The organism is Actinocatenispora thailandica (assembly GCF_016865425.1).
Taxonomy (GTDB): domain Bacteria; phylum Actinomycetota; class Actinomycetes; order Mycobacteriales; family Micromonosporaceae; genus Actinocatenispora; species Actinocatenispora thailandica.
On record NZ_AP023355.1, the window covers coordinates 4,194,166 to 4,216,880 of the forward strand.

16 protein-coding genes are annotated in these 22,715 nt (G+C 71.0%); 2 read left to right on the plus strand and 14 right to left on the minus strand.

All coding sequences use genetic code 11. The features are described from left to right. Nucleotides 1-7 precede the first annotated feature (7 nt). Entirely contained in the window at nt 8-1,048 is a 1,041-nt protein-coding gene (locus Athai_RS18710; protein WP_203962682.1) for a LacI family DNA-binding transcriptional regulator, read from the minus strand. A gap of 239 nt (nt 1,049-1,287) precedes the next feature. Here Athai_RS18710 and arfA point away from each other — a divergent pair, with 239 nt between their 5' ends. Then, nucleotides 1,288-2,808: an arabinosylfuranosidase ArfA gene (gene arfA / locus Athai_RS18715; RefSeq protein WP_203962683.1), complete on the plus strand. Its 1,521-nt coding sequence runs from the start codon at nt 1,288-1,290 to the stop codon at nt 2,806-2,808. Between the two features lie 58 nt (nt 2,809-2,866). On the opposite strand, the gene Athai_RS18720 is transcribed toward arfA, so the two are convergent. The 9 genes from Athai_RS18720 to Athai_RS18760 all read right to left on the minus strand — a co-directional run bounded on the left by Athai_RS18720 (nt 2,867) and on the right by Athai_RS18760 (nt 14,690). Next, nucleotides 2,867-3,940, minus strand: a complete 1,074-nt coding sequence (locus Athai_RS18720; protein WP_203962684.1) for a Gfo/Idh/MocA family protein — start codon at nt 3,938-3,940, stop codon at nt 2,867-2,869. Nucleotides 3,941-4,126: 186 nt separating this feature from the next. Beyond that, complete coding sequence (locus tag Athai_RS18725; RefSeq protein ID WP_203962685.1) at nt 4,127-5,983, minus strand: arabinofuranosidase catalytic domain-containing protein; 1,857 nt, start codon at nt 5,981-5,983, stop codon at nt 4,127-4,129. Between the two features lie 123 nt (nt 5,984-6,106). Beyond that, nucleotides 6,107-7,384, minus strand: coding sequence for a sulfatase family protein (locus tag Athai_RS18730; protein WP_203962686.1), 1,278 nt, complete (start codon nt 7,382-7,384; stop codon nt 6,107-6,109). A 67-nt stretch (nt 7,385-7,451) separates the two neighbouring features. Beyond that, nucleotides 7,452-8,093, minus strand: a complete 642-nt coding sequence (locus Athai_RS18735) for a hypothetical protein (RefSeq protein ID WP_203962687.1) — start codon at nt 8,091-8,093, stop codon at nt 7,452-7,454. Continuing rightward, nucleotides 8,090-9,007 (minus strand): carbohydrate ABC transporter permease, encoded by a 918-nt coding sequence (locus Athai_RS18740; RefSeq protein WP_203962688.1) that lies wholly within the window; start codon nt 9,005-9,007, stop codon nt 8,090-8,092. Before Athai_RS18740 ends, Athai_RS18735 begins: the two co-directional genes overlap by 4 nt. Then, nucleotides 9,004-9,957, minus strand: a complete 954-nt coding sequence (locus Athai_RS18745; protein WP_239157027.1) for a carbohydrate ABC transporter permease — start codon at nt 9,955-9,957, stop codon at nt 9,004-9,006. Before Athai_RS18745 ends, Athai_RS18740 begins: the two co-directional genes overlap by 4 nt. Before the next feature lie 20 nt (nt 9,958-9,977). Beyond that, entirely contained in the window at nt 9,978-11,297 is a 1,320-nt protein-coding gene (locus Athai_RS18750; protein WP_203962690.1) for an ABC transporter substrate-binding protein, read from the minus strand. Between the two features lie 76 nt (nt 11,298-11,373). Then, nucleotides 11,374-13,380 (minus strand): glycoside hydrolase family 2 protein, encoded by a 2,007-nt coding sequence (locus Athai_RS18755; protein ID WP_338028149.1) that lies wholly within the window; start codon nt 13,378-13,380, stop codon nt 11,374-11,376. A 104-nt stretch (nt 13,381-13,484) separates the two neighbouring features. Continuing rightward, entirely contained in the window at nt 13,485-14,690 is a 1,206-nt protein-coding gene (locus tag Athai_RS18760; RefSeq protein ID WP_203962691.1) for a sialidase family protein, read from the minus strand. 188 nt (nt 14,691-14,878) lie between these two features. Here Athai_RS18760 and Athai_RS18765 point away from each other — a divergent pair, with 188 nt between their 5' ends. After that, a complete protein-coding gene (locus tag Athai_RS18765) occupies nt 14,879-15,871 on the plus strand; it encodes a LacI family DNA-binding transcriptional regulator (RefSeq protein WP_203962692.1) in 993 nt (330 codons plus the stop codon). Nucleotides 15,872-15,964: 93 nt separating this feature from the next. Here the strand turns inward: Athai_RS18765 and Athai_RS18770 are convergent, their stop codons facing one another. The 4 genes from Athai_RS18770 to Athai_RS18785 form a co-directional block, all read right to left on the minus strand. Beyond that, the gene (locus Athai_RS18770) at nt 15,965-18,295 is read right to left on the minus strand and encodes a polysaccharide lyase 8 family protein (protein ID WP_203962693.1); all 2,331 of its coding nucleotides are present in this window, start codon (nt 18,293-18,295) and stop codon (nt 15,965-15,967) included. 237 nt (nt 18,296-18,532) lie between these two features. Further along, nucleotides 18,533-19,435, minus strand: a complete 903-nt coding sequence (locus Athai_RS18775) for an ROK family protein (RefSeq protein ID WP_203962694.1) — start codon at nt 19,433-19,435, stop codon at nt 18,533-18,535. Between the two features lie 191 nt (nt 19,436-19,626). Next, complete coding sequence (locus Athai_RS18780) at nt 19,627-20,703, minus strand: LacI family DNA-binding transcriptional regulator (protein ID WP_203962695.1); 1,077 nt, start codon at nt 20,701-20,703, stop codon at nt 19,627-19,629. A gap of 235 nt (nt 20,704-20,938) precedes the next feature. After that, nucleotides 20,939-22,672, minus strand: coding sequence for a class I mannose-6-phosphate isomerase (locus tag Athai_RS18785; protein ID WP_203962696.1), 1,734 nt, complete (start codon nt 22,670-22,672; stop codon nt 20,939-20,941). Between the last annotated feature and the right edge of the window lie 43 nt (nt 22,673-22,715).

Sequence of the window (22,715 nt, forward strand, 5' to 3'; positions counted from 1 at the left end):
GCCACGCTCACGATCCCGGAACAGCCGTGCTCTCACGGGCGAGCAGCCGGTACGGCGCCACCACGTCCGCCGGTTCGACGGCGGCGCCGTCGATCATGGCCAGCACCCGAGCCACCGCCGACTCCGCGATCCCCTCGACATCCGGCGCGATCGTGGTCAGCGTCGGGTTGGAGTACCGACCGTCCTCGATGTTGTCCCAACCGACGACGCCGATGTCGTCCGGGACCCGGATGCCGTTCGTCCGCAGCGCGTGCAACGCACCGAGCGCGAGCTGGTCGTTGGCGCACAGGATCCCGTCGACCTGGTCGATGCGCGGCAGCAGCGCCTCGATCGCGTGCGCCCCCTCGGACCTGGTGAAGGCGTTGACGGGCCGCTCCATCGTGGGGTCCGGCGACAGGCCGTTTGCCCGGAGCCCGTCGTGGAACCCCTGCAGGCGCAACGCGCCGGTACGATCCGGGCCGCCCGGCTCCGCGCCGACGAAGACCAGCCGGCGGCGGCCGGTGGCGACCAGGTGATGAACGGCGTCCCGGGCGGCACCGAGGTTGTCGATGCTGACGTGGTCGACGTGCGCGCCGGAGGCGCCGACGGACCGCTCGCCGAGCAGCACGAGGGGCGTGTCCCGCTCCAGCTCCACCGCCTCGGAGAGGCTCAGCTCCAGCGGGGAGAAGACGATCCCGTCGAACAACCGCTCGTCGTAGCCGCGCGCGACGACCGCCTCGGCCGCCCGCTTGCCGCCGGTCTGGTCGATGAACACGCGGTACCCGCGGGCCCGTGCGGCATTGATCGTCGCCTGCGCGAGCCAGCAGAAGTACGGGTGGTCGATCTCCGGCACGGCGAGCGCGAGGATGCCGGTCCGCCCGGACCGCAACTGCCTTCCGACCACGCTCGGCCGGTACCCGAGCCGCCGGATCGCCTCCTCGACCCGCCTGCGCGTCTGCTCGCTGACCCGGCCGGTCCCGTTGACGACGTTGGACACCGTCTTCCAGGACACCTTCGCTGCGGCCGCTACGTCCTTGAGTCCCGGAGCTCGGGGTTCCTGGCTGGCCACGCCACCACCTTACGAGGTTTGCACCCGGCACTCTTGACGTCCGGAGCGCGACCAGTCCATCATGCTTCAACGTTGGACTCCATGGTGGCTCGGGCGCGTCGACCGGCGAGGTGGATCGTGCCACGGCACTCCCACGCCGCCGAGCCGCACGGCCGTCCCCAGCCCGGTCGCGCGCCGACGAACGTCCCGAACCGCTCGTCACCGGGGCGGCCCCGACGAGTACGGCAAAGGAGAACCTCATGGGCGAGGCGGTCGTCCGGTTGGACCCGGCGAACGTCGTCGGCCCGTTGCCACGCCGGCTGTTCGGCTCCTTCGTCGAGCACCTCGGCCGGTGCGTGTACACGGGCATCTACGAGCCGGACCACCCTGCCGCGGACGCGCTCGGCTTCCGCACCGACGTCGCCGAACTGGTCCGCGAGCTGGGCCCCACGACGGTGCGCTACCCGGGCGGCAACTTCGTCTCCGGGTACCGGTGGGAGGACGGGGTCGGGCCGCGCGAGCGCCGGCCGGTCCGGTTCGACGCGGCCTGGCAGACCGTCGAGACCAACCAGGTCGGTACCGACGACTTCGTCGACTGGGCCCGCGGCGTCGGCGTCGAGCCGATGCTGGCCGTCAACCTCGGTACCCGTGGCGTCACGGAGGCCCTCGACCTGCTGGAGTACTGCAACGGGCGGCCCGGCACGGCGCTCGCCGACCAGCGCGCCGCGAACGGCCACCGCGAACCGCACGACGTACGGATCTGGTGTCTGGGCAACGAGATGGACGGCCCCTGGCAGCTCGGGCACAAGACCGCGGAGGAGTACGCCCGGCTCGCGGAGGAGACCGCGCGGGCGATGCGCCGGCTGGACGGCTCCCTCGAACTGGTCGCGTGCGGCTCGTCGAACCGGGCGATGCCCACCTTCGGGGTCTGGGAACGTACCGTCCTCGACCGGTGCTTCGAGCTCGTCGACCACATCTCGGCCCACGCCTACTACGAACCGGTCGACGGCGACGTCGACTCGTTCCTCGCCAGCTCCGAGGACATGCACCGGTTCATCGACGGGGTCGTCGCGACCGCGGACCACCTCGCCGCGGTGCGCCGCTCCGACAAGCGGATCACCGTCTCGTTCGACGAGTGGAACGTCTGGTTCCAGCAGCGGTCCAGCGACGGCGGCGCGATCGGCGGCGACGATCAGGTCAGCGTCTACGACGTGACCGACGCCGTCGTCGTCGGCAGCCTGCTCATCACGCTGCTGCAGCACGCCGACCGGGTGGCCGCCGCCTGCCAGGCCCAGCTGGTCAACCTGCTCGGCCCCATCTCGACGCGGCCCGGCGGCCCGGCCTGGCGCCAGTCCATCTTCCACCCGTTCGCGCTGACCAGCAGGTACGCCCGGGGCACGGTACTGCGACCGCTCGTACGCAGCGACCGGATCGAGACCACCCGGTACGGGCCGGTCGACCAGCTGGTCGCGACGGCCACGCTGGATTCGGAGACCGCGCAGATCGCCGTCTTCGCGGTCAACCGGTCGCGGACGGCCGAGCTCGCGCTGACGCTCGACGTCGCCCCGCCGCTCCCGGGCCAGGCCGCTCCCGCGCAGTACCGGCTGGCCGAGCACGTCACGGTGCACGACGACGATCCGGGTGCGCACAACACCGAGCAGGAACCGGACCGCGTCGTGGCGCGGCCGGGATCGTCGTCGGTGCGGGGCCGGGTGCTGCGCGCCGTCCTGCCGCCGGCCTCCTGGCACTGCATCCGGCTCGCCCCGGTCGAGCCGTCCTGACCGCACCGGCCGCACCGGGATCGCCCGCCACCGCGGGGGATGCCGGCCGCCGCGACCGTTACGGTGCGAGTACCCGCGCGCCCAGCTGCGCCCGGACGCCGAGTTCCGCGGCCTTGAACGCGTGCTCCTGGGACATGGCGTTCTCGGTCCGCTCCAGGCAGTCGAGGATCAGCTGGCCGAAGAACGGGTACCCGACGTTCCCGCGCGCCGTCAGGTGGTGCTCCCCCGCCTGGTCGACCAGGAAGACGTGCCCGCCGCCCTCGTCGGTCGCCACGTTGACGTACTTGCGCAGTTCGATGTACCCGTCGGTACCGAGGATCAGTGTGCGGCCGTCGCCCCAGGTGCTCAGCCCGTCCGGGGTGAACCAGTCGACCCGGCAGTACCCGCTGCTGCCGTTGTCCATGACGATCGACGCCTCGCCGAAATCGTCGAGTTCGGGATGCTCGGGATGGTGGTGGTTGGCTATCGCCGAGTACGCCACCGAGGCGTCCCGCGCCCCCGCGTAGTGCAGCATCTGCTCGAAGTTGTGGCTGCCGATGTCGCACAGGATCCCGCCGTACCGCTCCTTGACGAAGAACCAGTCGGGGCGGCCGGATCCCAGCCGATGCGGCCCGATCCCGATGACCTGGAGCACCCGGCCGATCGCCCCCCGACCGACGAGCTGGCCCGCGAGCACCGCGGCCTCGACGTGGATGCGTTCGGAGTAGTAGACGGCGTACTTGCGGCCGGTCCGCGCGGTGGCCCCCCGCGCCGCGTCGAGCTGCGCCAGCGTCGTCAGCGGCGCCTTGTCGGTGAAGTAGTCCTTGCCCGCGTCGATGACCCGCAGGCCGAGCGCGCAACGTTCGGACGGCACCGCCGCCCCGGCGACCATACGCACCTCGGGGTCGTCGAGCACCTCCGCCTCGCTGCGGGCGACCCGAACCTGCGGGAACCGCGCGCGGAAGGCCGCCACCCTGGCCGGATCGGGGTCGTACACCCAGCGCAGGGTCGCGCCGGCACCCGCCAGGCCCTCGCACATGCCGTAGATGTGTCCGTGGTCCAGCCGTACCGCGCCGACGACGAACTCGCCCGGCGCGACGACCGGTGCCGGTACCGGCGCGGGCGCGTACCCGGATCCGTCCGCCGCGCTCATCCGCGCCTCCCCGTGACGTACCCGGTGCGCCTGCTCGACGCGGACGTGTTGGTGTCGTGGTTGGTGGTCATGACCTTCCGTTCCGTACTGGACGTGGTGGTGGAGGACCGGTCCCGATCGCGGGGGCGGTCGGACCGTGGCCCGGCCCGCGGGCAGGCGGGTCGGGCCATCGGCCGGGCGGCTGCCTCAGTTCAACGTGAACCGCTGCCCGCTCGCGCCGGCATCACAGTCCGCCAGTTCGAGCTGGGTTCCGTTGGTGGGGCTGGCTCCCGGGTCGAACAGGCACCGGCCCGAGGCGGTGTTCTCGATCGTGCCGTCGGACCGCGGCTGCCAGCGCTGGGCCGGCGCCTGAACGCAGTCACCGAGCTCGATCCTGGTGCCGCTGGTACTGCCCGAATCCCGCGGCGTCAGGCAGCGGCCCAGGGTGCGCAGCGAACGGTCGGCCGGGTTGCGGGTCCACTTCTGGTCACGCTCCGCGGCACCCGGGATCGGCAGCGTGCGACACTCGTCGACCTCCACCACGGCGTGATTGCCGCCGACATCGGCGCCCGCGACGTCGACGCACTTGCCGCCGTGATGGATCGGTACGGTGACGACGAGCTGCTGCGACCCGTCCCCCGTGCAGGGGCGCGTCGACAGGGCGCCCTGCCCGCTGTCCGGCGGAGCCAGGCACCGCTCGGATGCGACGTTGCGTACGCTGCCGTCGGGTTGCGGCTTCCACTGCTGCGCGGCCGTTCCATCGCACTCGGCCAGTACGACGTCACCGGCTTTCCCCGGTGCCAGGCAGAATCCGAGCGCCAGGAACGTGGCGGCGCCGAAGTCCGAGGCGACCCAGTGCCCGCTGGCCGACATCGAATCGCAGGTCGTCAACCGGACCCGGGTACCCGCCCGGGCGTCGTCGTCGCCGGCGGCGGCCACGCACCGGCCCTGCGGCGTCATGATCGGCGTGCCGGTGCCGGGCCCGGTGGTGGCCGCCTGGTAGTGCTGCGCGGTGATGTTGGCCTGGACCAGCGCGTCGGCGCGGTCGCTGGAGTACCCGGACGTCAGCACGCCTTCGAAGAAGGACCCGGTCCCGCGGTTGCTGTCGTCGCCGCCGGTGCCGAGCACGATCGAACCCTCCAGCTGCATCGGCGTGTACTTCGCCGACGGCAGCGGGCCTTCGTACCAGGTGGACAGGGCGCCGTGCTGCGCGTCACCGCCCTTCAGCGCGTAGCTGTCGGTACCGTTGTTCTTCAGCACCGCGGTGACGAACGTGCTGGCGTTTCCGTGGTTGCCGAGGTCGACGCTGGTGCCGCCCTGGAACACCCCGTTCTCCAGATCGGCCTGTACCCACGGACCGGTGCCGCTCGCACCGCCGCCGTTCATGTACGAGATGTTGACGGCGTCCATGTGCCCCTCGCCGGTGTCCTCGGCGGCCGTCTCCACGTTGCCGAAGTCGGAGCAGCAGCCGTCGCTGATGTTGGTACCGCTGGCGATCTCGTACATGGACTCGGGGGCCGCGCCGCGCGCCGTGCCGGTGGTGATGGTGCTCGACCGCCGGTACCCGGTGTGCGGCGGGAGGTAGAGCCCGTACGCCCGGTGACCGGCGACCGTGACCGGCAGCGCGTCGGCGACCGCACCGGAGTTCTGCGGCCCGGCGGTACCCGGCCCGGCGACGGTGAGGTCGTTGTGCCGCGACGTCTGGTCGTACAGCTCGCTCACCGTGCAGGTGGTCCCGGCGCAGAACTGGTCCTGGGGTGCGGCATCGACGTACCCACCGGGTCGGCCCAGGCCGATGTCCCGGGTGGCACCGTTGTCGGCCCGCTGCACCTGGTACAACGGCCCGTCGTAGCCGGCGAACAGCGCCCGGGTGGTACTGAACGCGGCGACGCAGGCGGTGCCGCCGGCGGCGTAGATGTCGCAGGGTTCGCGTCGGTGGTCGCGGTGCGGATCGGCGTTGCCCGCCGCGGGCAGCGCCAATGCCGCTACCAGCAGCACGAGGATCGAGAGGAACCCGATCGCGGGCGACCGGCGCGATGATGATCGGAACGTACGGGAATCCATGGCAAGTCCCATCCGTGTCGAGAGAACCGATGAATGCCGGGTACAGAAGGAGCCGGGTGCCGCTGGGACCCGCGGCGCGGGTGCGGCAGGCCGCCGATCGGGCCGTGGATCGGCGTCGCAGGATCAGTGCGGGCCGGGCGAACCTGCCGGTGGGGGCGGGACCGGGCCGTGCACGAGCGGGTCGCCGGTCGCGCGCATCCAGCGGTCGAGTCGCCGGTCCAGATCCTGCTGGATCGTCGCGGTGGCCGGACGATCCGCCAGGTCGCGCTGCTCGTGCGGATCGAACATCAGGTCGTGCAACCGGACCGGCGGCGTGTGCTGCTCCGCCCACCCGGCATCGACCCACAACGCCTTGCTTGCCGAGTCGTCCACGTTGCGCAACCTCGGCCGGTCCCGGCCCTCGAAGTCCTTGACGTAGAGCCACCGTTCGGTGCGGATCGCGCGCTGCGGCTGGTACGCGACGTGGTAGGTCACCTCGGCGAACGTCTCCTCGCGGATCGGGCGGCCGCCGAGCGCCGGCAGCATCGACCGGCCCTGCAACCACGGCGGCGGGTCGATGCCGAGCAGCTCGCAGAGCGTCGGGAACACGTCCACCTGACTGACCAGCGTGTCCACGGCCAGACCGGCCGGCAGGCCGGGGGCGCGCAGCATCAGCAGCACCCCGGTACCGGTGGCCCCGAGCGTGCACTTCATGCCCGGCATGGCGATGCCGTGGTCGGTCGTCACCAGTACCACGGTGTCGTCGGCGAGGCCCTCCTCCCGCAGCGTGTCCAGCACCGCGCCCAGCGTCTCGTCGACCTGCCGCGCGGCGGCATGGAACGACGCCATGTCCTGGCGGGTGACCGCCGCGTTCGGCATCGTCGGTGCCGGGGCGGTCCACCGATCGTCACCGCCGGGGTGCCCGAACAGGAAGCCCGTGTCCGGCATGGTGTGGGTCTCCATCAGCCCGACGGACAGGAAGAACGGCCGGTCGTGGTGCCGCCGCAGGTATCGGCAGGCAGCGTCGCGGCGGGCCGGTGCCAGCCGCCCGGCAACGGGCAGTTCCTCGTGGTAGCCGATCGTCCGCGTTGCCGCTGCGGCACCGCTGGCCACGTGCTGCACGCCGACCAGCGCCGAGGTGTACCCGTGCCGGTGCAACGTGTGCACCAGGTGCCGGTCGTAGTCGTCGAGGCGGTGCCCGCGGTGCGCCAGCCCCAGCATCCCGGCGGTGTGCGCCCACTGGCCGGTGAGCAGCCCGGCGCGGCTCGGTGAGCAGGTCGGTGCGACCGCGTGCGCGTTCCGGAACATCACCGCCTCCTCGGCGAACCCCTGCATCCTCGGGGTACGGATGGGCGCACCGTACGGCTCGACGTATCGCCCGGTGTCGTGGGTGTGGAAGTAGACGATGTTCGGACGGCTCATGCAGAGGCTCCTCGGATCACCGGCCCGGTGGGTCGCGCCCACATTGTCGACACGCGCGGGATCTCGCTCAGTCCGCCACCTCCCGCACCGGGCGCTGCGCGCGACGGGCCTCCGCGGCGGTGACGCTCAGCGCCAGCATGCCGGGTACGAGCACCGCCAGCGGCGGCAGCATCCAGACCACCACCGCGCCGACGAGAACGCCGGCGAGCACGAAGCACGTACCGACCGGGTCGCCGACGGTCACGTCGCGCGCCTGCCGCAGGACCTCCGACCAGCGGGCACCGGGGTACCACAGGCCGGCGGCCCGGCAGCTCAGCGCCAGCACCGCCACGGCCAACCCGGCGCTGACCGCCGCGTACCCCCGGCCGCCGGGAACGAGCCCCTGCGCGCCCACCGCCGCGTTGAACGCCAGCAACGCCGCGGCGACGACGTACCCGACGGTGCGGAGCCAGCCGTGGTGGAGCGCCTGCCACACGCCGCTGAACAGGTCACCGACCGAGTTCCGCTGTGCTGCCAGGGTCCGCCGGAGATGCCGGGTGCCCGCCGCCAACCCTGCGACGGCAAGGACGCCGGTGAGCACACATGCCGTCACGACCAGCCCGACGACCACCATCTCACCGAACAGCGCGACCTTGCCCTCGCCGAACCTGCCGAGCTGCTCCTGCGGTTCGGCGATCGGCGCGCCGGCACCGCGTGCGCCCGCCGTCATCCCTTCAGCCCCTGCGTCGCCACGCCCCGCACCAGGTGCCGCTGGAAGGCGAGGAAGAACAGGACCACCGGCAGGATCGCGAGGATCGCCATCGCCATCTGCGCACCGTAGTCGCTGCTGGAGGTCTGGTCGACATACAGCCGGAGAGCCAGCGGCATGGTGTAGGAGGTGGGCGTCTTCAGGTACAGCAGCGGCCCGAAGAAGTCGTTCCACGACCAGATGAACGCGAAGATCGCGCTGGTCACCAGGGCCGGCCGCATGAGCGGGAGGATCACCGACCAGAAGATGCGAGCGTGACCGGCGCCGTCCATCCGCGCCGCCTCGTCCAGCTCACTCGGCAGGCCGCGCATGAACTGGACCATCAGGAAGACGAAGAACGCGTCGGCACCGAGGAACTTGCCCAGCAGCAACGGCCACCAGGTGTTGATCATCCCCAGCTGGTTGAACATGATGTACTGCGGAATCACCACGATGTGGAACGGCAGCAGCAGCGTGGCGATCATGCACGCGAAGAACACGCCCCGCCCGGGAAACCGGATCCGGGAGAACGCGTACGCGGTGACCGAACACGACAGCGTCACGCCGACGACCGACAGCACGGCGAGGCCGAGCGAGTTCGCCAGGAACGTCCAGAACGACACCCCTCCGATCCCCTGCAGCGCGTGCGCGTAGTTGTCGAAGCTGCCGTGCCGCGGGATCAGGTTCACCGATCCGACGATCTGGTTGCTCGGCTTGAACGACGACATCAGCATCCAGAGCGCCGGGTACAGGATCACGACCAGCACGGCCACCGAGAAGACGTGGAAGATCACCGACCGGGTCCGCCTGCGGGCCCTGGCACGGGACCGGCCGGGGCCGGCACCACCACCGGTCACCGCCGCCGTGGCCGACTCGCGCACCGCGTTCGTGGTCATTTCTCGTCACCCCCGTAGTGCACCCATGCGTTGGAGGTACGGAAGAGCATCAGCGTGACGAGCCCGATGACGACGAGCAACACCCACGCCATCGCCGAGGCGTACCCCATCTGGAAGTCGCTGAAGCCGCGCTGGTACAGGTACAGCGTGTAGAACAGCGTCGAGCGCACCGGCCCACCGGTGCCGTTCGAGATGATGAAGGCGGAGTTGAAGATCTGGAACGAGTGGATCAGCTCCAGCAGGAGGTTGAAGAACAGCACCGGGGACAGCATCGGCAGGGTGATCCGGGTGAACCGCCGGACCGGGCCGGCGCCGTCCACCGACGCCGATTCCAGCAGCTCCGTCGGTACCTGTTTGAGCCCGGCCAGGAAGATGACCATCGGCGCGCCGAACTGCCAGACGGTGAGCAGGATCAGCATGGGCAGCGTCATCGACGGGTTCCCGACCCAGCCACCGCTCTCGGCGGGCGGCCCGCCGAAGAACGATCCGATGTTCGCGACGATGCTCTTGTCGGTGAACATCGCCTTCCAGACGATCGCGATCGACACGCTCCCGCCGATCAACGACGGCAGGTAGAACGCCGACCGGTAGAAGCCCGATCCACCGCGGGCGTGGTTGAGCAGTACGGCCACCGCGAGGGCGACGACCAGCTTCAGCGGCGCCCCGAACACCACGTACAGCAGGGTGACCTTCACCGCCTGGAGGTAGTTCGCGTCAGTGAACAGCCGCGTGTAGTTGGCGAACCCGACCGGCGACGGCGCCGAGAACAGGTCGTAGTCGGTGAAGGACAGGACGAGCGAGGCGACCATCGGCCCCGCGGTGAGCACGAAGAACCCGATCAGCCACGGGCTGAGAAAGACGTATCCCGCACGGATGTCACGGCGGCGGCGCCACGTCGCACGGCGCCGCGGCGCCCCGTGCCGGGCGCCGGACGCGAGCTGGACTGTCATCATGTCACCTCCGGACGCGATCAGTTCCCGAGGGACACGGACATCTCGTCGAACAACTGCTGCGCGAACTGCCTGCTGTCGATCTTTCCGTACGACAGCTGCTGGTGCAGGTCACCCCACTTGGTCTCGATGGTGCCGTAGCCCGCCGGCAGCGACGGATAGGCCGGCGTCTGCTGGGACTGCGTGTAGCGGGCGTACTGGAGGATCGGCGCATCGGCCGGCGTCGCGTTCACCTTCGCCGCGGCGGCACGGGCCTGCCGGGTCTCGGGAACACCCAGCGAGGTGCCGAAGATCTTCGCCACGCCCGGCGACGTCACCAGGAAGTTCAGCAGGGCGGCGGCGGCGGCCTTCTGCTGCGAGTTGGCCGACACGCTCAGCAGCAGGCTCGGGTGCGTCGCGAGGACGTGCTGGTCCACCCCGTCGGGCCCCGGCGCGGGCACGATGCCGATACGGTTGGTGCCCGAGTCGGTCATCGCCTGCAGCAGCGTCGTCGAGAAGTTGAACCACAGCGCGTACTGGCCGGCGAGGAACCCGTCCTTCGGGCTGAGGGCGGCGTTTCGCTTGATGGGGAAGAACTTGCCGTCGGCGCGCAGATCCTTGACGCTGTCCACGTAGTCGACGACGTCCTGCTGGGTGAACGCCGGCTTGCCGTCCTTCGTGAAGACGCCCTTACCCTGCTGCATGCGCCAGTAGATGAAGCCGGGCAGGCTCCCGGTGAAGTCGCTGGAGCCGTACTCCGACGGCTTCGCCGACGCCCCCGCCTGATCGACCTTGCGAACGTAGCTCTTCAGCTCGCTCCAGGTCATGTGGTCGGTCGGGTAGGCGATCTTGAGCTTGTCGAGCAGGTCCTTGTTGTACATCATCGACCACGCGTTGGTACCCAGCGGGATCGAGTCGAGCTCGCCGTTGGCCTTTCCCACCGACAGTGCGGAGTCGGAGAGGCCGTCGAGCGGCATGACGTTCTTCCGCAACGGGCTGAGGTCCTGCAGCAGGTGCTTCCGGGAGTACTCGGAGAGATTGTTGGCGTCCATCATCATCAGGTCCGGCAGGGTGCGGCCGGCGGCTTCGGTGTTGCGTGCCGTCCAGTAGTCACCGAAGGACGCGAAGCTGCGAGTGACCTTGATGTTCGGGTACTTCTTGTTGAAGAGCGAGATCGCCTCCTTGAACTTGTCGGCGCGATCGTTGTTGCCCCACCAGGCGAACGAGATCTCCGCCTTCGTGTTCTTGGTGAACTGCTTCGCCTGGGCGTTGACGTCTCCACCGCCGCCGGAACACCCGGAGAGTACGAGCGCTGCGACCGACGCCGCGGCGACGACGGCGGCCAACCTTTTCCTGATCAAGACTTCCTCCTCGGAAGGTGGGCGGACGTTTCCCCAGGACTGGCAGCGCGCGTCTCCCGTCGGAGGCGAGCGGCGGTTACCGGTCGGATCTGCGTTCCGGATCGATGAGTCCGCGGAGCGTGTCGATCGGCAGCTTCGGCGCCCGCTCCGCGGTCAGCAGGCCGTTGCGTTCCTGCAGGGTGTCGGTGAGTTGGGTCCAGCACCAGCCGGCGAGCCCGGCGCGCCGACCGGCACCGGTGACGCCACCGAGCACCGGGGCGAGGATCGTCCCGATCCTGGCGGCGAAATCGTCGGCGTCGGCGGCCTCCGAGTAGCCCCAGGCGTCGGCCGGCGCGGCGTCCACCGACCACTTGACGCCACCGAACTCCGTGAGCATGACGGGCTGGCCACGCTCCGGCGCGCCGGGGAGCCGAACCCGCCGGCCGGCCGGCCCCACGCCGTCGACCAGTTCCCGCAACGCCTCGGGGGCCGCGGCGTACCGCGCCGCCAGCACCTCGCCCCGCGACTCGTAGTCGTGCAGGGTCCACAGGTCCGTGGTGCCGTGCTCCCAACCGTCGTTCGAGATGACCGGGCGGGTCGGGTCGAGCGCCTTCGTCAGGTGGTAGAGCGACTCGACGAACGCGCGCTGGTCGGCCCGGGACGCCACGTGCTGGACGCCCCAGCTCTCGTTCAGCGGTACCCAGGTCACGATGCACGGGTGACTCCGGTCGCGGACCACCGCCGCCGTCCACTCCGAGACCGTGCGGCGCACGGCGACCTCGGAGAAGGCGTATGCGGCGGCCATCTCCCCCCACACCAGCAGACCGAGCCGGTCGGCGTGGAACAGGAACCGCGGATCCTCGATCTTCTGGTGCACCCGGACCGCGTTGAATCCCAGCGCCAGCACGAGTTCCGCCTCCTGCCGGAGCGCGTCGGCCGACGGGGCCGCGAGGTGCGACTCCGGCCAGTACCCCTGGCTGAGCACCGAGCGCAGCACGAGCGGCCTGTCGTTGAGCCAGAATCGACCGTCCCCGGCACGCACCGATCGGAGCCCCAGGTAGCTGGCCACCACATCGGTCTCCACGCCGTCGACCCGCACGCTGACCCAGGCGTCCAGCAGGACCGGGGAACCCGGGCGCCACAGCAGTTCCTCGTACCGCTGGCCGTTGCCCTGGCCGTCGATGGGGACCGTCACCGACACGACCGCGTCGTCCACCGCGGTCTCGGTGTCGCCCAGCACCGCCGTGTCGTGCGCGATCGTGACCCGGACGCGGGCCGCCACCCGCCTGCTGAGGGAGACCTGCGCCGTCGCGGTACCGCGGGTCAGATCGCACGTCCACCACACGTCCTCGACGCGGATCGGCGCCACCGCTTCCAGCCAGACGGGCTGCCAGATGCCGGTCGTACGGTGGTACCAGACGGCGTGCGGCTCCGGGCGCCAGTCCTGCTTCCCGCGCGGTTGGGCCACGTCCTGCGGGTCGTCCTCGGCGCGCACCACGAGCACGTGCCTGCCGGGCACGTCCCGGGCGGCGAGCGCGTCCGTGACGTCGATCGTGAACGGCGTGTGCCCGCCTTCGTGCTCGCCGACGCACACCCCGTTCAACCAGACCCGGGCGCGGTAGTCGACCGCACCGAAGTGGACCAGCAGCCGCCGACCGTCCTGGAACCCCGCGGCGGCGAGATCGTCGGCCGCGATCTCGCGCCGGTACCAGACGGCGGGGTGGTATCCGGGGGCACCGACACCGGAGGCGGCCGAGTCCGGCGGGTACGGGACGACGATCGTCGCGGGCAACGGCCGACCGTCCCACCAACCCTCTCGCTCCCCCACGCCGGCGTCGTCGTGGGCGAAGCCCCAGGCACCGCTGAGATCCCGGTACGAGTCGCGGAGGAGCTGGGGACGAAGGCGATTCCCCTGCTGCGCGCTGGCGCGCAGTCCGTACGTCCCGGAACCAGCCACTGGGGCACCTCTCCCGCGTCGTTCGTGGTGGCTGCGTCGTGCACCGGAAGGCGCCGTCCGGCTGTGCCGGAGCCATCCGCATCGCGGTGAACGCGCTCGTCCGCCGTCGCTGGCGGACCTGCGATGGTCGTTGAACCTACCTGCCACAGGACGGAAATACAACGTTGAACCTGACTCGGTTTCGGCCCCACCTCCCCGCCGTCCGCGGCGAGCGCCGAGCGGCTGTCGGCAGCGCGCGCTGAGCGGCGTGATCAGGCCCCGACCAGGTCGAGCACGCCGATCATGATCTTGTTGCCATCGGATCGCACGTTGGCCATCGTGCTGACGAGCTGTCGAGGGCCGATCACCTCGGTCGAGCCCCAGTACCCGTCACCCGGCAAATACGCGGTCGGGTCGCCGAATTCGCGGGCATCGGAATCGCCGAGGCGAAGGTACTGGCGCGAGGCGTGGTTGTAGGACAGCACCGTCGCGCCGGACGGGAACCGGGCCAGGTACGGGGCCGCGCCGAGGAAGACGTTGTTCTGGCGGTCGGCCGGCCCAGGCTCGTCCATGCCCAGTTCGACGGGCCAGTCGTGCGCGGTGTAGGCCAACGAGATCAGGTAGTCACCGTTGGCCAGGTGGGACTCCATGGCGAGCGCGATTCCGCCGTTGGAATTGATCTGCAGCGCGCTGGGCATCTGATCGGTGAACATCTTGACGCCGTCATCGTTGGTTCGGGTGTACTGCTGCGCAACGCGATAGGCAGCATACGGGTAATCCGTGACGTGCGGCGTCCACGTTCGACCGCGGTCAAAGGATCGGATGATCGCGACCCCGGTGGAGCCCTTCGTGTTCTCGACCGCCCGCTTCGGTGCGCTGTGGGTGAAGTAAACCTGGACTTCACCGCTTCCTGTCTGGTGTACGAACGGCTCCCAGTTGGCGCCGACGTAGATCACCTGTTCGTCCTGCCAGGTGCGGCCGTTGTCGGTGCTGCGGCGCAGCATCAGCCCGTCGAGCTTCATGTCGAGACTGAACCGGTGATTGGCCCGGAAAGAGCACACCGCGAGGATGTCACCGTTGTCCAGAACACGGGCGTCGCCGCTGGAATAGCACCGGTCGTCCGCACCGTCGAGGATCTTGTGCGACGAGAAGAGCTTCTTCGGTGCGGCCCAGTGTTTCAGGTCGCGACCGGTCGTGCAGTAGATGTTCCAGGCCTGCGGGCTGTCCTGGTAGAAGAGGATGAAGCGCCCGTCACGCATCCGCTTGATGCGCGCGTAGTGGGCATTTTGGGTGTGCAGAAAATCGGCGTCGAGTTCGACGTACCTGGACAGGTCCAGCTGCATCGGCGAACTGCGGCGCGGGGCCGCATTGGCGGCGCGTGCCGGCACGGCCGCACTGGCCGCGAGCGATGCTCCGACGGCGGCGGCAGAACCAGCAAGAAGGCGACGCCGGGCAACCCCGCGGGCGGCTGGCAGCATTCTCCGTCTCCTTTCCCAGAAATGGAAACAGGGGCGTGACAACGGGTCGGCTGCAAGGTTGGTACAGCGCTGTACTCATTGTCAAGGCATCGCTCGGATCCGGGACGGCTGGCCCGGTCCAGGGCCCCGAGTCAGCCGATACGATCGATCGCAGACAAGGCGCGGGAGGTTGGATGAGCAGGCCCCGGTTGACCGACGTCGCGGCCCTCGCGGGGGTCTCGATGAAGACGGTGTCGAACGTCGTCAACGGAACGGGATCCGCCACACCGGCGACGCGCGCACGGGTACGGGCCGCGATCGACGAGTTGGGCTACCGGCCCAACGTCACCGCTCGACGACTCGCCACCGGCCAGACCGGCACGATCTCGGTCGCGGTCTCGTCGGTCACCGTGCCCTACTTCGCCGAGATCTCGAACCTGCTCGATCGCGCGGCCCGCAGGTCGGGGCTTCGAGCGGTGATCGAGCAGACGCACGGCGACCGCAACAACGAGTTGGCGATCCTCGCCGAGCGGGAACGCGGCCTGGTCGACGGGGTGATCTTTCATCCGGTGGCCCTGACGCCCGACGACCTGGTGGACCGAAGTCCGGGCTTCGCCCTGGTGCTGCTGGGCGAAGGCCCTGCCCCCGCCGGCGTCGACCACGTCATGATCGACAACGAGGCTGCGGCTCGCGAGGCCACCACGCACCTGATCGAGAGAGGATGTCGGCACATCGCCTTCCTCGGAGTCGAAAGTCATGGACTGACACACACCACCGGCCAGCGCTTCGCCGGATACGAACAGGCGCTCGAGATGGCAGGTCAGCGGGCAGATCCTCGACGTCGGCTGCAGATCGAGCACTACTCCGCCGACGAGGGACACCGCGCCGTCGCCGACGCGCTCGACCAGGGCGTCACTTTCGACGGCATCGTGTGCAGGGACGACTCGCTCGCCACGGGAGCCCTCCACGCGCTGCACAGCAGGCGGGTCCGGGTGCCCGGCGAGGTGGCCGTGACCGGCTGGGACGACCTGATCATCGCCCGGAACCTGTGGCCACCCCTCACCACCATCGGACCACACAAGGCCGAGATAGCAAGGACCGCCGTGCGCCTGCTCGCCGAGCGCATCCACGGCTACGCCGGGCCGGGGCGCCACGAGATCGTCGCATCGCAACTGATCCCCCGCGACAGTACGGCTCGGTGAGGCGCCGTTCGGGTCGGTCGCGTTCGTGGGCGTCCCGCCGGACACGATCAGCCTCCCTCGGAGAAACGGCTCCGCCGCGCCGGGCCAGTCGGTTCAGCGGCGGAAACGAGCCACGTACGATCGGCCGGCCGAGCCGGTCATGTCGACCGTCAGCGACACCGAGTTCCCGTGACACTCGGCGTGGGCCTCCGCGTCACCGCCGAGGTACCGTCGCGCCGGCACGGACACCTCGACGGTGACGGTGCCCGTCAACAGCTGTGTCGGATCGCAGATGGCCACGCCGAGCGTGCCGCGCACGTCGCTGACGACCACCGACGCGGGGCGATCGACGGAGATGCCACCGACCGGCGGCGCGCCGGACGCCCAGACGTTCACCATCGTCAGCCCCAGGTCGCGGCGCGTCGCGGCCTGGACCGCCGGGGTGTTCGCCAGCACTTCCACCACACCGCGCCGGGCGAAGCGTTCCGCGTCCGCCCGCGACGCCGCTGGTAGCTGCACGTAGGCGTACCGCGCGTCGGTCGGATCGGTGCCGTGGTCGATCCACATCGTCGCGAAGCGCCGGGTGTAGAGGGTGTCGTCTTCGTACACGCCGCGCCGGTCCATGGCCGTCCACCGGCCGGACCGGTCCTCGCGCAGCACCGCGAGTGGGGTGCGTTGCGGGAACACGTATCCGCCGACCCCGTCGAGGTGCGCCCAGTTCGCTCGCACCCGGGTCGGGGTGGCACCGACGCCGGACAGTCGGCGACCGCCGTCGAAGCTGAGCGCGGCCGTCCCGTTCTCGCCGATGTTGCGGTTGTCCACCACGGTCTCGACGCCGTAGCCGTCGCTGCTGCGGATCCCGGCGCCGAGGCAGACCACCGCATCGTCCATGCAGAACCAGGACTTGTTGCCCCGCAGGCTCTGCCCCTTGGGGTGGAGCCGCATCCCCACCGCGGCCCGGTCGTCGAGCACGGCGCCACCGGCCCACTCGTTGTACGTGTAGCGCTTGACACCGGGCGGCAGGGTGCGCAGATCCCGGGTGATGCCAGGGATGCGGTACTTGTCGGCGGTCGGCCAGTACATGTCGGCCCACTGGCCGATCTGGTCGGACAGGTACACGTAGACGGCCCCTTCGCCGGTGTACCAACCCTGCTCGTTCTCCTGGTTCGCCGTCTCGAAGGAGTAGATGGCGTGCCGGTCCATCGCGATGGCGTAGGCGAACCCGGTTCGCCGGTGTACGGCGCGCGCCATGGACGTCGCGACCCGGGTGCTCACCACCTCCTCGGCGGGAACGACCGAGTGATCGGCCAGCACCGCGCGAGCTTCGACGATCGACGGTATCCGAACCTGCTCGATCGGGATCGGATCGTAGCTGAAGAACGGCAGGAACGAGTCCCGCATCAGGTAGCCCTTGACCGCGGACCTGATCGCACCGGCCTGCGCTGCCGGTACCGCCTGGGCCAGCTGCAGCAGTGTCGCGCTGGTCAACCGGCCGATCCGGTGATCGGTCTCGTAGAAACGTGACAGCGCCCGGCCGCGGGTCAGGTCCATGAACGCGCCGTGGTAGATCCAGGGGCGGTAGTTCTCCTGCACCCACCTCACCAGCCGGTCGACCGCCTCGGCGCTGAACTCCCACGGCGTGCCCCGCGCCGCGACGACGCCGTACACCAGGTACTGCAGCAGCGAGACGCCGTAACTGCCGTTGTAGGAGTAGTGCTCGTGCTGGATGAAACCTCCGTCGGGGTAGAACCCGTCGCCGGTGGTCGAGTAGTCGAACATGGCCGCCCAGGCCGACTTGGCGAGCCGCATGGTCGCCGCGTCCCGGCTCAACGCCCCACGTACCAACGTGATCGCCGAGGTCCAGTTCAGGTTGGCGCTGGTGGCCCGGCCCGATCCGATGGTGCGCGGATCGGGCTCGTAGCGGGCGATCGCCGCCATGGCGGTGGCGATCCGGTCCGCCGACAGGTCGTCGTACATCAGGATGCAGAAGTCGTTGAGCGCCAGCGGGATGCCGATCTGCCAGTCCCACCAGCCGCCGTACATGGCGGTCACCCCGTACTTGTTGGCGAGGAACCAGTCGAACGCCGAGACCAGGTCCGCGGTCAGGCCGGCGTCACCGGACAGGGCGGATCCGGGGGTCTTCAGCGCGAGCGCGAGCTGTCGCAACCTGCCCATGTTGTTGCGCTGGACCGCGGGGATCGTGCTGCTGTCCTCGTCGGCCCACAGATAGGTCCGATCCGGTGCGGTGTCCATCGAGTGCCAGAGGTCCGCGGCCACGGCCGCGGAATCCCGCACGTACCTGGCGACCACCGGATCGTCGGTGTCGGAGCTGACCAGCGTCGAGCGCCACTGCGACCGGACCGTGTCGAAGTCGCTGTCGGCCGGGGAGGCGGAGGCGCGGCCCGGTCCGCCGGCGACGGCAGCTCCGAGACAGGCGGGAGCCACCGCCGCGGCACCGAGCAGGACGTGGCGTCGGGATACCCGAGGCCGGAGCGGGGACGCGGGATCGGACAAGGTACACCCCTCGGAGTCGTCGTCGACCATCGGCTCAGGCCCATGAGACTCCGGCAATGTGCCGACAGTCAAGACTTAATACGTATTAGCTCGCACCGGGGTCGGCATCCGTCGAGGCACCCGGTATCGCCGGGGCGAGGCAGCGCGAGCGTGCGCGCAGGTCGTTGGCTAGTTGCCGGTACCGGCGGCGTGCGCGGCGCCGGTGACGCCCGCTCCGCTGGCCGGGCCCGGATCGATGTCGGCGACGTGCGTGGCCGCGCCGAGCAGCGCCGCCGCTTCCCCGTCCGGTACCACGACGACCGTGTCGACACCGAGCGCGGCGAGCAGCGGCGGGCCCACGATCGCCCAGGCTGCGGTGATCGAGCCGCCGAACACCACCACGTCCGGCCGGAACCCGACCAGCCACGGGGCCAGCGCGCCACCCAGCGCGGTCATCGCGGTGTGCACCGTCTCGACGGCGATCTCGTCGCCGTCGGCGGCGAGTGCGGTCAGCTCGCGCAGGCCGTCGACGCGCCGCCCGGTGCGCTGCGCGTACCGGGCGGTCATCGCGCGGGTGGAGGCGGTGTCCTCCAGCGGCCGGCCGGCGATGGTGAGCCGGTCCGCGCGGCCCTCCGGCGGCACCAGGGGGCCGTCCTCGACGACCCGGTCGGCATCGAGGAACGCCGACCCGACGCCGGTACCGAGGGTGAACGCGGCCAGCCGACCCGCGTGCGGCGCGTGCAACCGCCGGGCACCGAGCGCGAACGCGGACGCGTCGTTGAGGAACCGCAGCCGGTCCGGCGTCACCCCGAGCCGCTCGGCGAGCCGGTCACCGACCGGAACGTCGCGCAGCGAGGTGAACTTGCCGACGCCGCGATAGCGGGCGATGCCGGTCGCGTAGTCGAACGGGCCCGGTACGGCGAGGCCCCAGCGGTCGGCGAGCCGCCCCGGGCACCGGTCGACCAGCTCTCGTGCGGTGGCGGCGATGGCCGCCAACAGAGTGTCCGCGTCCGCTGCCGGGTCCAGCCCGGACCGGCACCGGCTGCCGGCGACGACGGTACCGGCGGTCAGGTCGACGGCCGCAGCGGTCACGTGCGATCCACCGACCTCGACCGCCGGCTGGTACCCGCCCGCCGGCACCGCGGGCCCCTCGGCAGCCGCCGCGACCGGACCGCGCCCGGCGGCCGGCGTGGCCCGCGGAGCGGCCGGTGCGCGCCCGGCGCCCGATGCACCCGCACCGGTACCGGCGGCTCGCGGTTCGCTCGACGCGGTCGTGCGGCCGGTCATCGGGCCGGTCCCGCCGTCGCCGCGGTCCGCGGTCGCGGCTGCACCGCGTAGTCGACCAGCGTGGTCGGCACGGTCAGCCGGCGCGGCCGGTGCTGCGCGACCGGGTCGGTGCCGGCCAGCTGGTCGAACAGCAGGGTCGCGGCCGACCGGCCGATCTCGATCGGGTCGTACGAGACGACGGTCAGCGGCAGGTGCAACACGTCGGCGAGCTCCACATCGTCGAATCCGGCCAGTTCCACCCGCGGCGCATCGGTGTCGCGGAACCGCAGCGCGCGCAGCGCGCCCACGGTGTTGCGGTTGTTCGCGGTCAGCAGCGCGGTCGGCGGCTCCGGCTGGTCGATCAACTCGCGCGCCGCGGCCTCGATCGCCTCGACATCGCCGCGCAGCCGGCGCACGTACCGCTCGTCCACCTCGATGCCCGCCTCGTCCAGCGCGAACGCGTACCCGCGGAACCGCTCCGAGCCGGTCCACAGCGCCGCCGGCAGGCCGAGGAACCCGATCCGCCGGTGGCCGTGCTCGATCAGCCGCCGGCAGGCGTCCCGGGTGCCGCCGAAGTCGTCCACCAGCACGCAGTCGAGGTCGGCGCCCATCGGCGGGCTCGCCGCGAGCACCACCGGGGTACCGCGCAGCTGCACCGCGCCCAGGTGCGCGTGGTCGTGCCCGGCCGGTACCACCACCAGCCCGTCGACGCCGCGTTCCAGCAGGTCGTCGACGACCTCGTGCTCGGAGTCTGGATCGGCGCCGGTGGAACCGAGCATCACCCGGGCGCCGTAGCGCACCGCGACCTGCTCCACGCCGACCGCCAGCTGCGAGTAGAACGGGTTGCCGAGATTGGTCACCAGCAGGCCGATCAGCTCGTGCGGCCCGCCCGACCGCAGCCCCCGGGCCAGCTTGTTCGGCCGGTAGCCGAGCGCCGCGACCTCGGCGAGCACCCGCTCCCGGGTCGCCGCACCGATCCCCGGCCGGCCGCGCAGCGCCCGGGAGACCGTCATCGGGCTCACCCCGAGCCGCTCGGCGACGTCCCGCATCGTCAGCCCGGTCTCCGGCCCCGGTCCCGACCGCGAGGAGCTCATGGCCGTTCCTCCTGCGTCGGAACGCCCACGAGGCACCCCACCGCACAGCGCCCACGATTCGCTCGCTGACGCTCACTCATGGCCGTTCCTCCTGCGTCGGAACGCCCACGAGGCACCCCACCGCACAGCGCCCATGATTCGCTCGCTGACGCTCACTCATGGCCGTTCCTCCTGCGTCGGAACGCCCACGAGGCACCCAGCCATGGTTCGCTCGTTCATGGCCTGCTCATTGCCCTCATGACACCATCGCCTTCACCAGCCGGACCTGGTCCGAACCGAGGTTGTGCACCTGGTAGCTGCCGACACTGGCCGGAATCGCCAGCGTTTCAGCGTAGTTCAACCGGTGCTTGTCCCCGGCGGCGGTGCTGATCAGGGCGGCATCACCATCGACGACGGTGAGCACGTGGAAGCGGTCGTCGGTGCGCTGCGGGGCGGCCCCGCCCGGTTCCACCGCGATTCGGTGTACCTGGAAGAACATCTCGGGCAAAGCGCCGATCAGTTCCTCGGACCAGCCGGCACCGCCGCCCACCGTCCGCGGCTGCTGCACCAGCTGGTCGGCGACCGCGTCGCCGGAGCGGGCCGGGTCGAGGTTGCGGAACGCGTGCTCGACGTGCACCGCCCGCTGCCGGCCGGCCGCATCCCGGCGCAGCCAGTCGTAGAACCGCAGCGAGTACAGGTACGGGGTCGCGCTGACCTCCAGCACCACGTTGCCCTCGCCGCTGCCGTGCGGGGTACCGGCGGGCACCAGGTACAGCTGGCCGGCCCGCGCCGGGAACGTCTGCACGTACTGCTCGATGTCGAAGCCCACGCCGTGCGCGTCGGCGTCGTGCGCGGCGTGCTGGAACCGGTCCAGGTCGGCGTCGCCGCGCAGGCCGAGGAACACCTTGCTCTGCTCGCCGGCGACCATCAGGTAGTAGCTCTCGTGCTGGGTGTACGGCCAGCCGAACAGCTCGCGCATCGTCTCCGGCTGCGGATGGCAGTGCACCGACAGGTTGCCGCCGCCGACCGTGTCCAGGTAGTCGAACCGGATCGGGAACGACGTGCCGAACAGCTCGTGCGCGGCCGCACCGAGCACGTCGGCCGGGGCGAGCCCGACCACGAGCTGGAACGGAAGCTCCACGCAGGTCTGCGCGTCGTCGCCGAGCAGTACGCCGCTCTCCGGCGCGATCAGCTCGTAGCCCAGCGCGGTGTTCCGCCGGTCCGGGTTGTGGCCGAGTTCCTGCTGGCCCCAGTGGCCACCCCAGGGGGTGCTGTTGAAGGTCGGCCGGGTCCGGAACGGGCGGCCGGCGAGCCACCGGGCGGTCTCGCGCAGCGCGGCGCCGCCGACCGACGTCGGCGCTTCGGTATCGGTAACGTCCAGCCATCGGTCGATCCGGCCGGCGAGCGCGTCGCGATGCCGGTCGAGCAGTGGCCAGTCGATGTAGAACAGCCGGCGGGTGCTGGTCGGCTCGTCCTCGGGGGCGGCCAGGTGCCGGCCGCGGCCGGCGCCGACGGCCGCCTCCTGGTAGCGCTTCGGCACCTCGGCCCACCACAGCACGTCGGCGGCGGCCAGCCCGGCCCCGGGCCCGTACAGCACCCGCAGCTCGTCGCCGTCGGGATCGGCCAGCCGGGCCAGCGCGGCCGGGTCGAGCAGTTCACCGAGGGTCCCGCCGGCGAGCCGGGCGAAGTCCGGGTCGTGCTGCAGCTGGGCGGTTTCGGTCCTTTCGAGCACCTCGGCCCAGGGCCGGGCGGCGGTGCGCGCGTCGGCCAGCTCGACCGTACGCCCGGCGCCGGCCAGCGCGGCACGCAGCGCGTCCGCCACCGCCGGCCAGTTCAGCGCCGCCGGCCCGTCGACCGCGAGAACATGGGCGGTGGCGGGCACGGTGGCCGCGGCGGCGGCCCAACCGGCGGCGACCGCGCCACCGTGCACCGGGTAGTGCGGGGCGGGCTCGTACTGCCGGGTTCGCGGGCGCCGTTGTTCCGTGTCCATCTCACCAACCTCACCGCGGTAACGGGCGATCAGCTATCGCAAA

What these genes read in the sequence shown, in the direction of transcription:
- arfA (WP_203962683.1), top strand. Translation starts at nt 1,288, where the DNA reads ATGGGCGAGGCGGTCGTCCGGTTGGACCCGGCGAACGTCGTCGGCCCG.
- Athai_RS18720 (WP_203962684.1), bottom strand. Translation starts at nt 3,940, where the DNA reads ATGAGCGCGGCGGACGGATCCGGGTACGCGCCCGCGCCGGTACCGGCA.
- Athai_RS18725 (WP_203962685.1), bottom strand. Translation starts at nt 5,983, where the DNA reads ATGGATTCCCGTACGTTCCGATCATCATCGCGCCGGTCGCCCGCGATC.
- Athai_RS18730 (WP_203962686.1), bottom strand. Translation starts at nt 7,384, where the DNA reads ATGAGCCGTCCGAACATCGTCTACTTCCACACCCACGACACCGGGCGA.
- Athai_RS18735 (WP_203962687.1), bottom strand. Translation starts at nt 8,093, where the DNA reads ATGACGGCGGGCGCACGCGGTGCCGGCGCGCCGATCGCCGAACCGCAG.
- Athai_RS18740 (WP_203962688.1), bottom strand. Translation starts at nt 9,007, where the DNA reads ATGACCACGAACGCGGTGCGCGAGTCGGCCACGGCGGCGGTGACCGGT.
- Athai_RS18745 (WP_239157027.1), bottom strand. Translation starts at nt 9,957, where the DNA reads ATGACAGTCCAGCTCGCGTCCGGCGCCCGGCACGGGGCGCCGCGGCGC.
- Athai_RS18760 (WP_203962691.1), bottom strand. Translation starts at nt 14,690, where the DNA reads ATGCTGCCAGCCGCCCGCGGGGTTGCCCGGCGTCGCCTTCTTGCTGGT.
- Athai_RS18780 (WP_203962695.1), bottom strand. Translation starts at nt 20,703, where the DNA reads ATGAGCTCCTCGCGGTCGGGACCGGGGCCGGAGACCGGGCTGACGATG.
- Athai_RS18785 (WP_203962696.1), bottom strand. Translation starts at nt 22,672, where the DNA reads ATGGACACGGAACAACGGCGCCCGCGAACCCGGCAGTACGAGCCCGCC.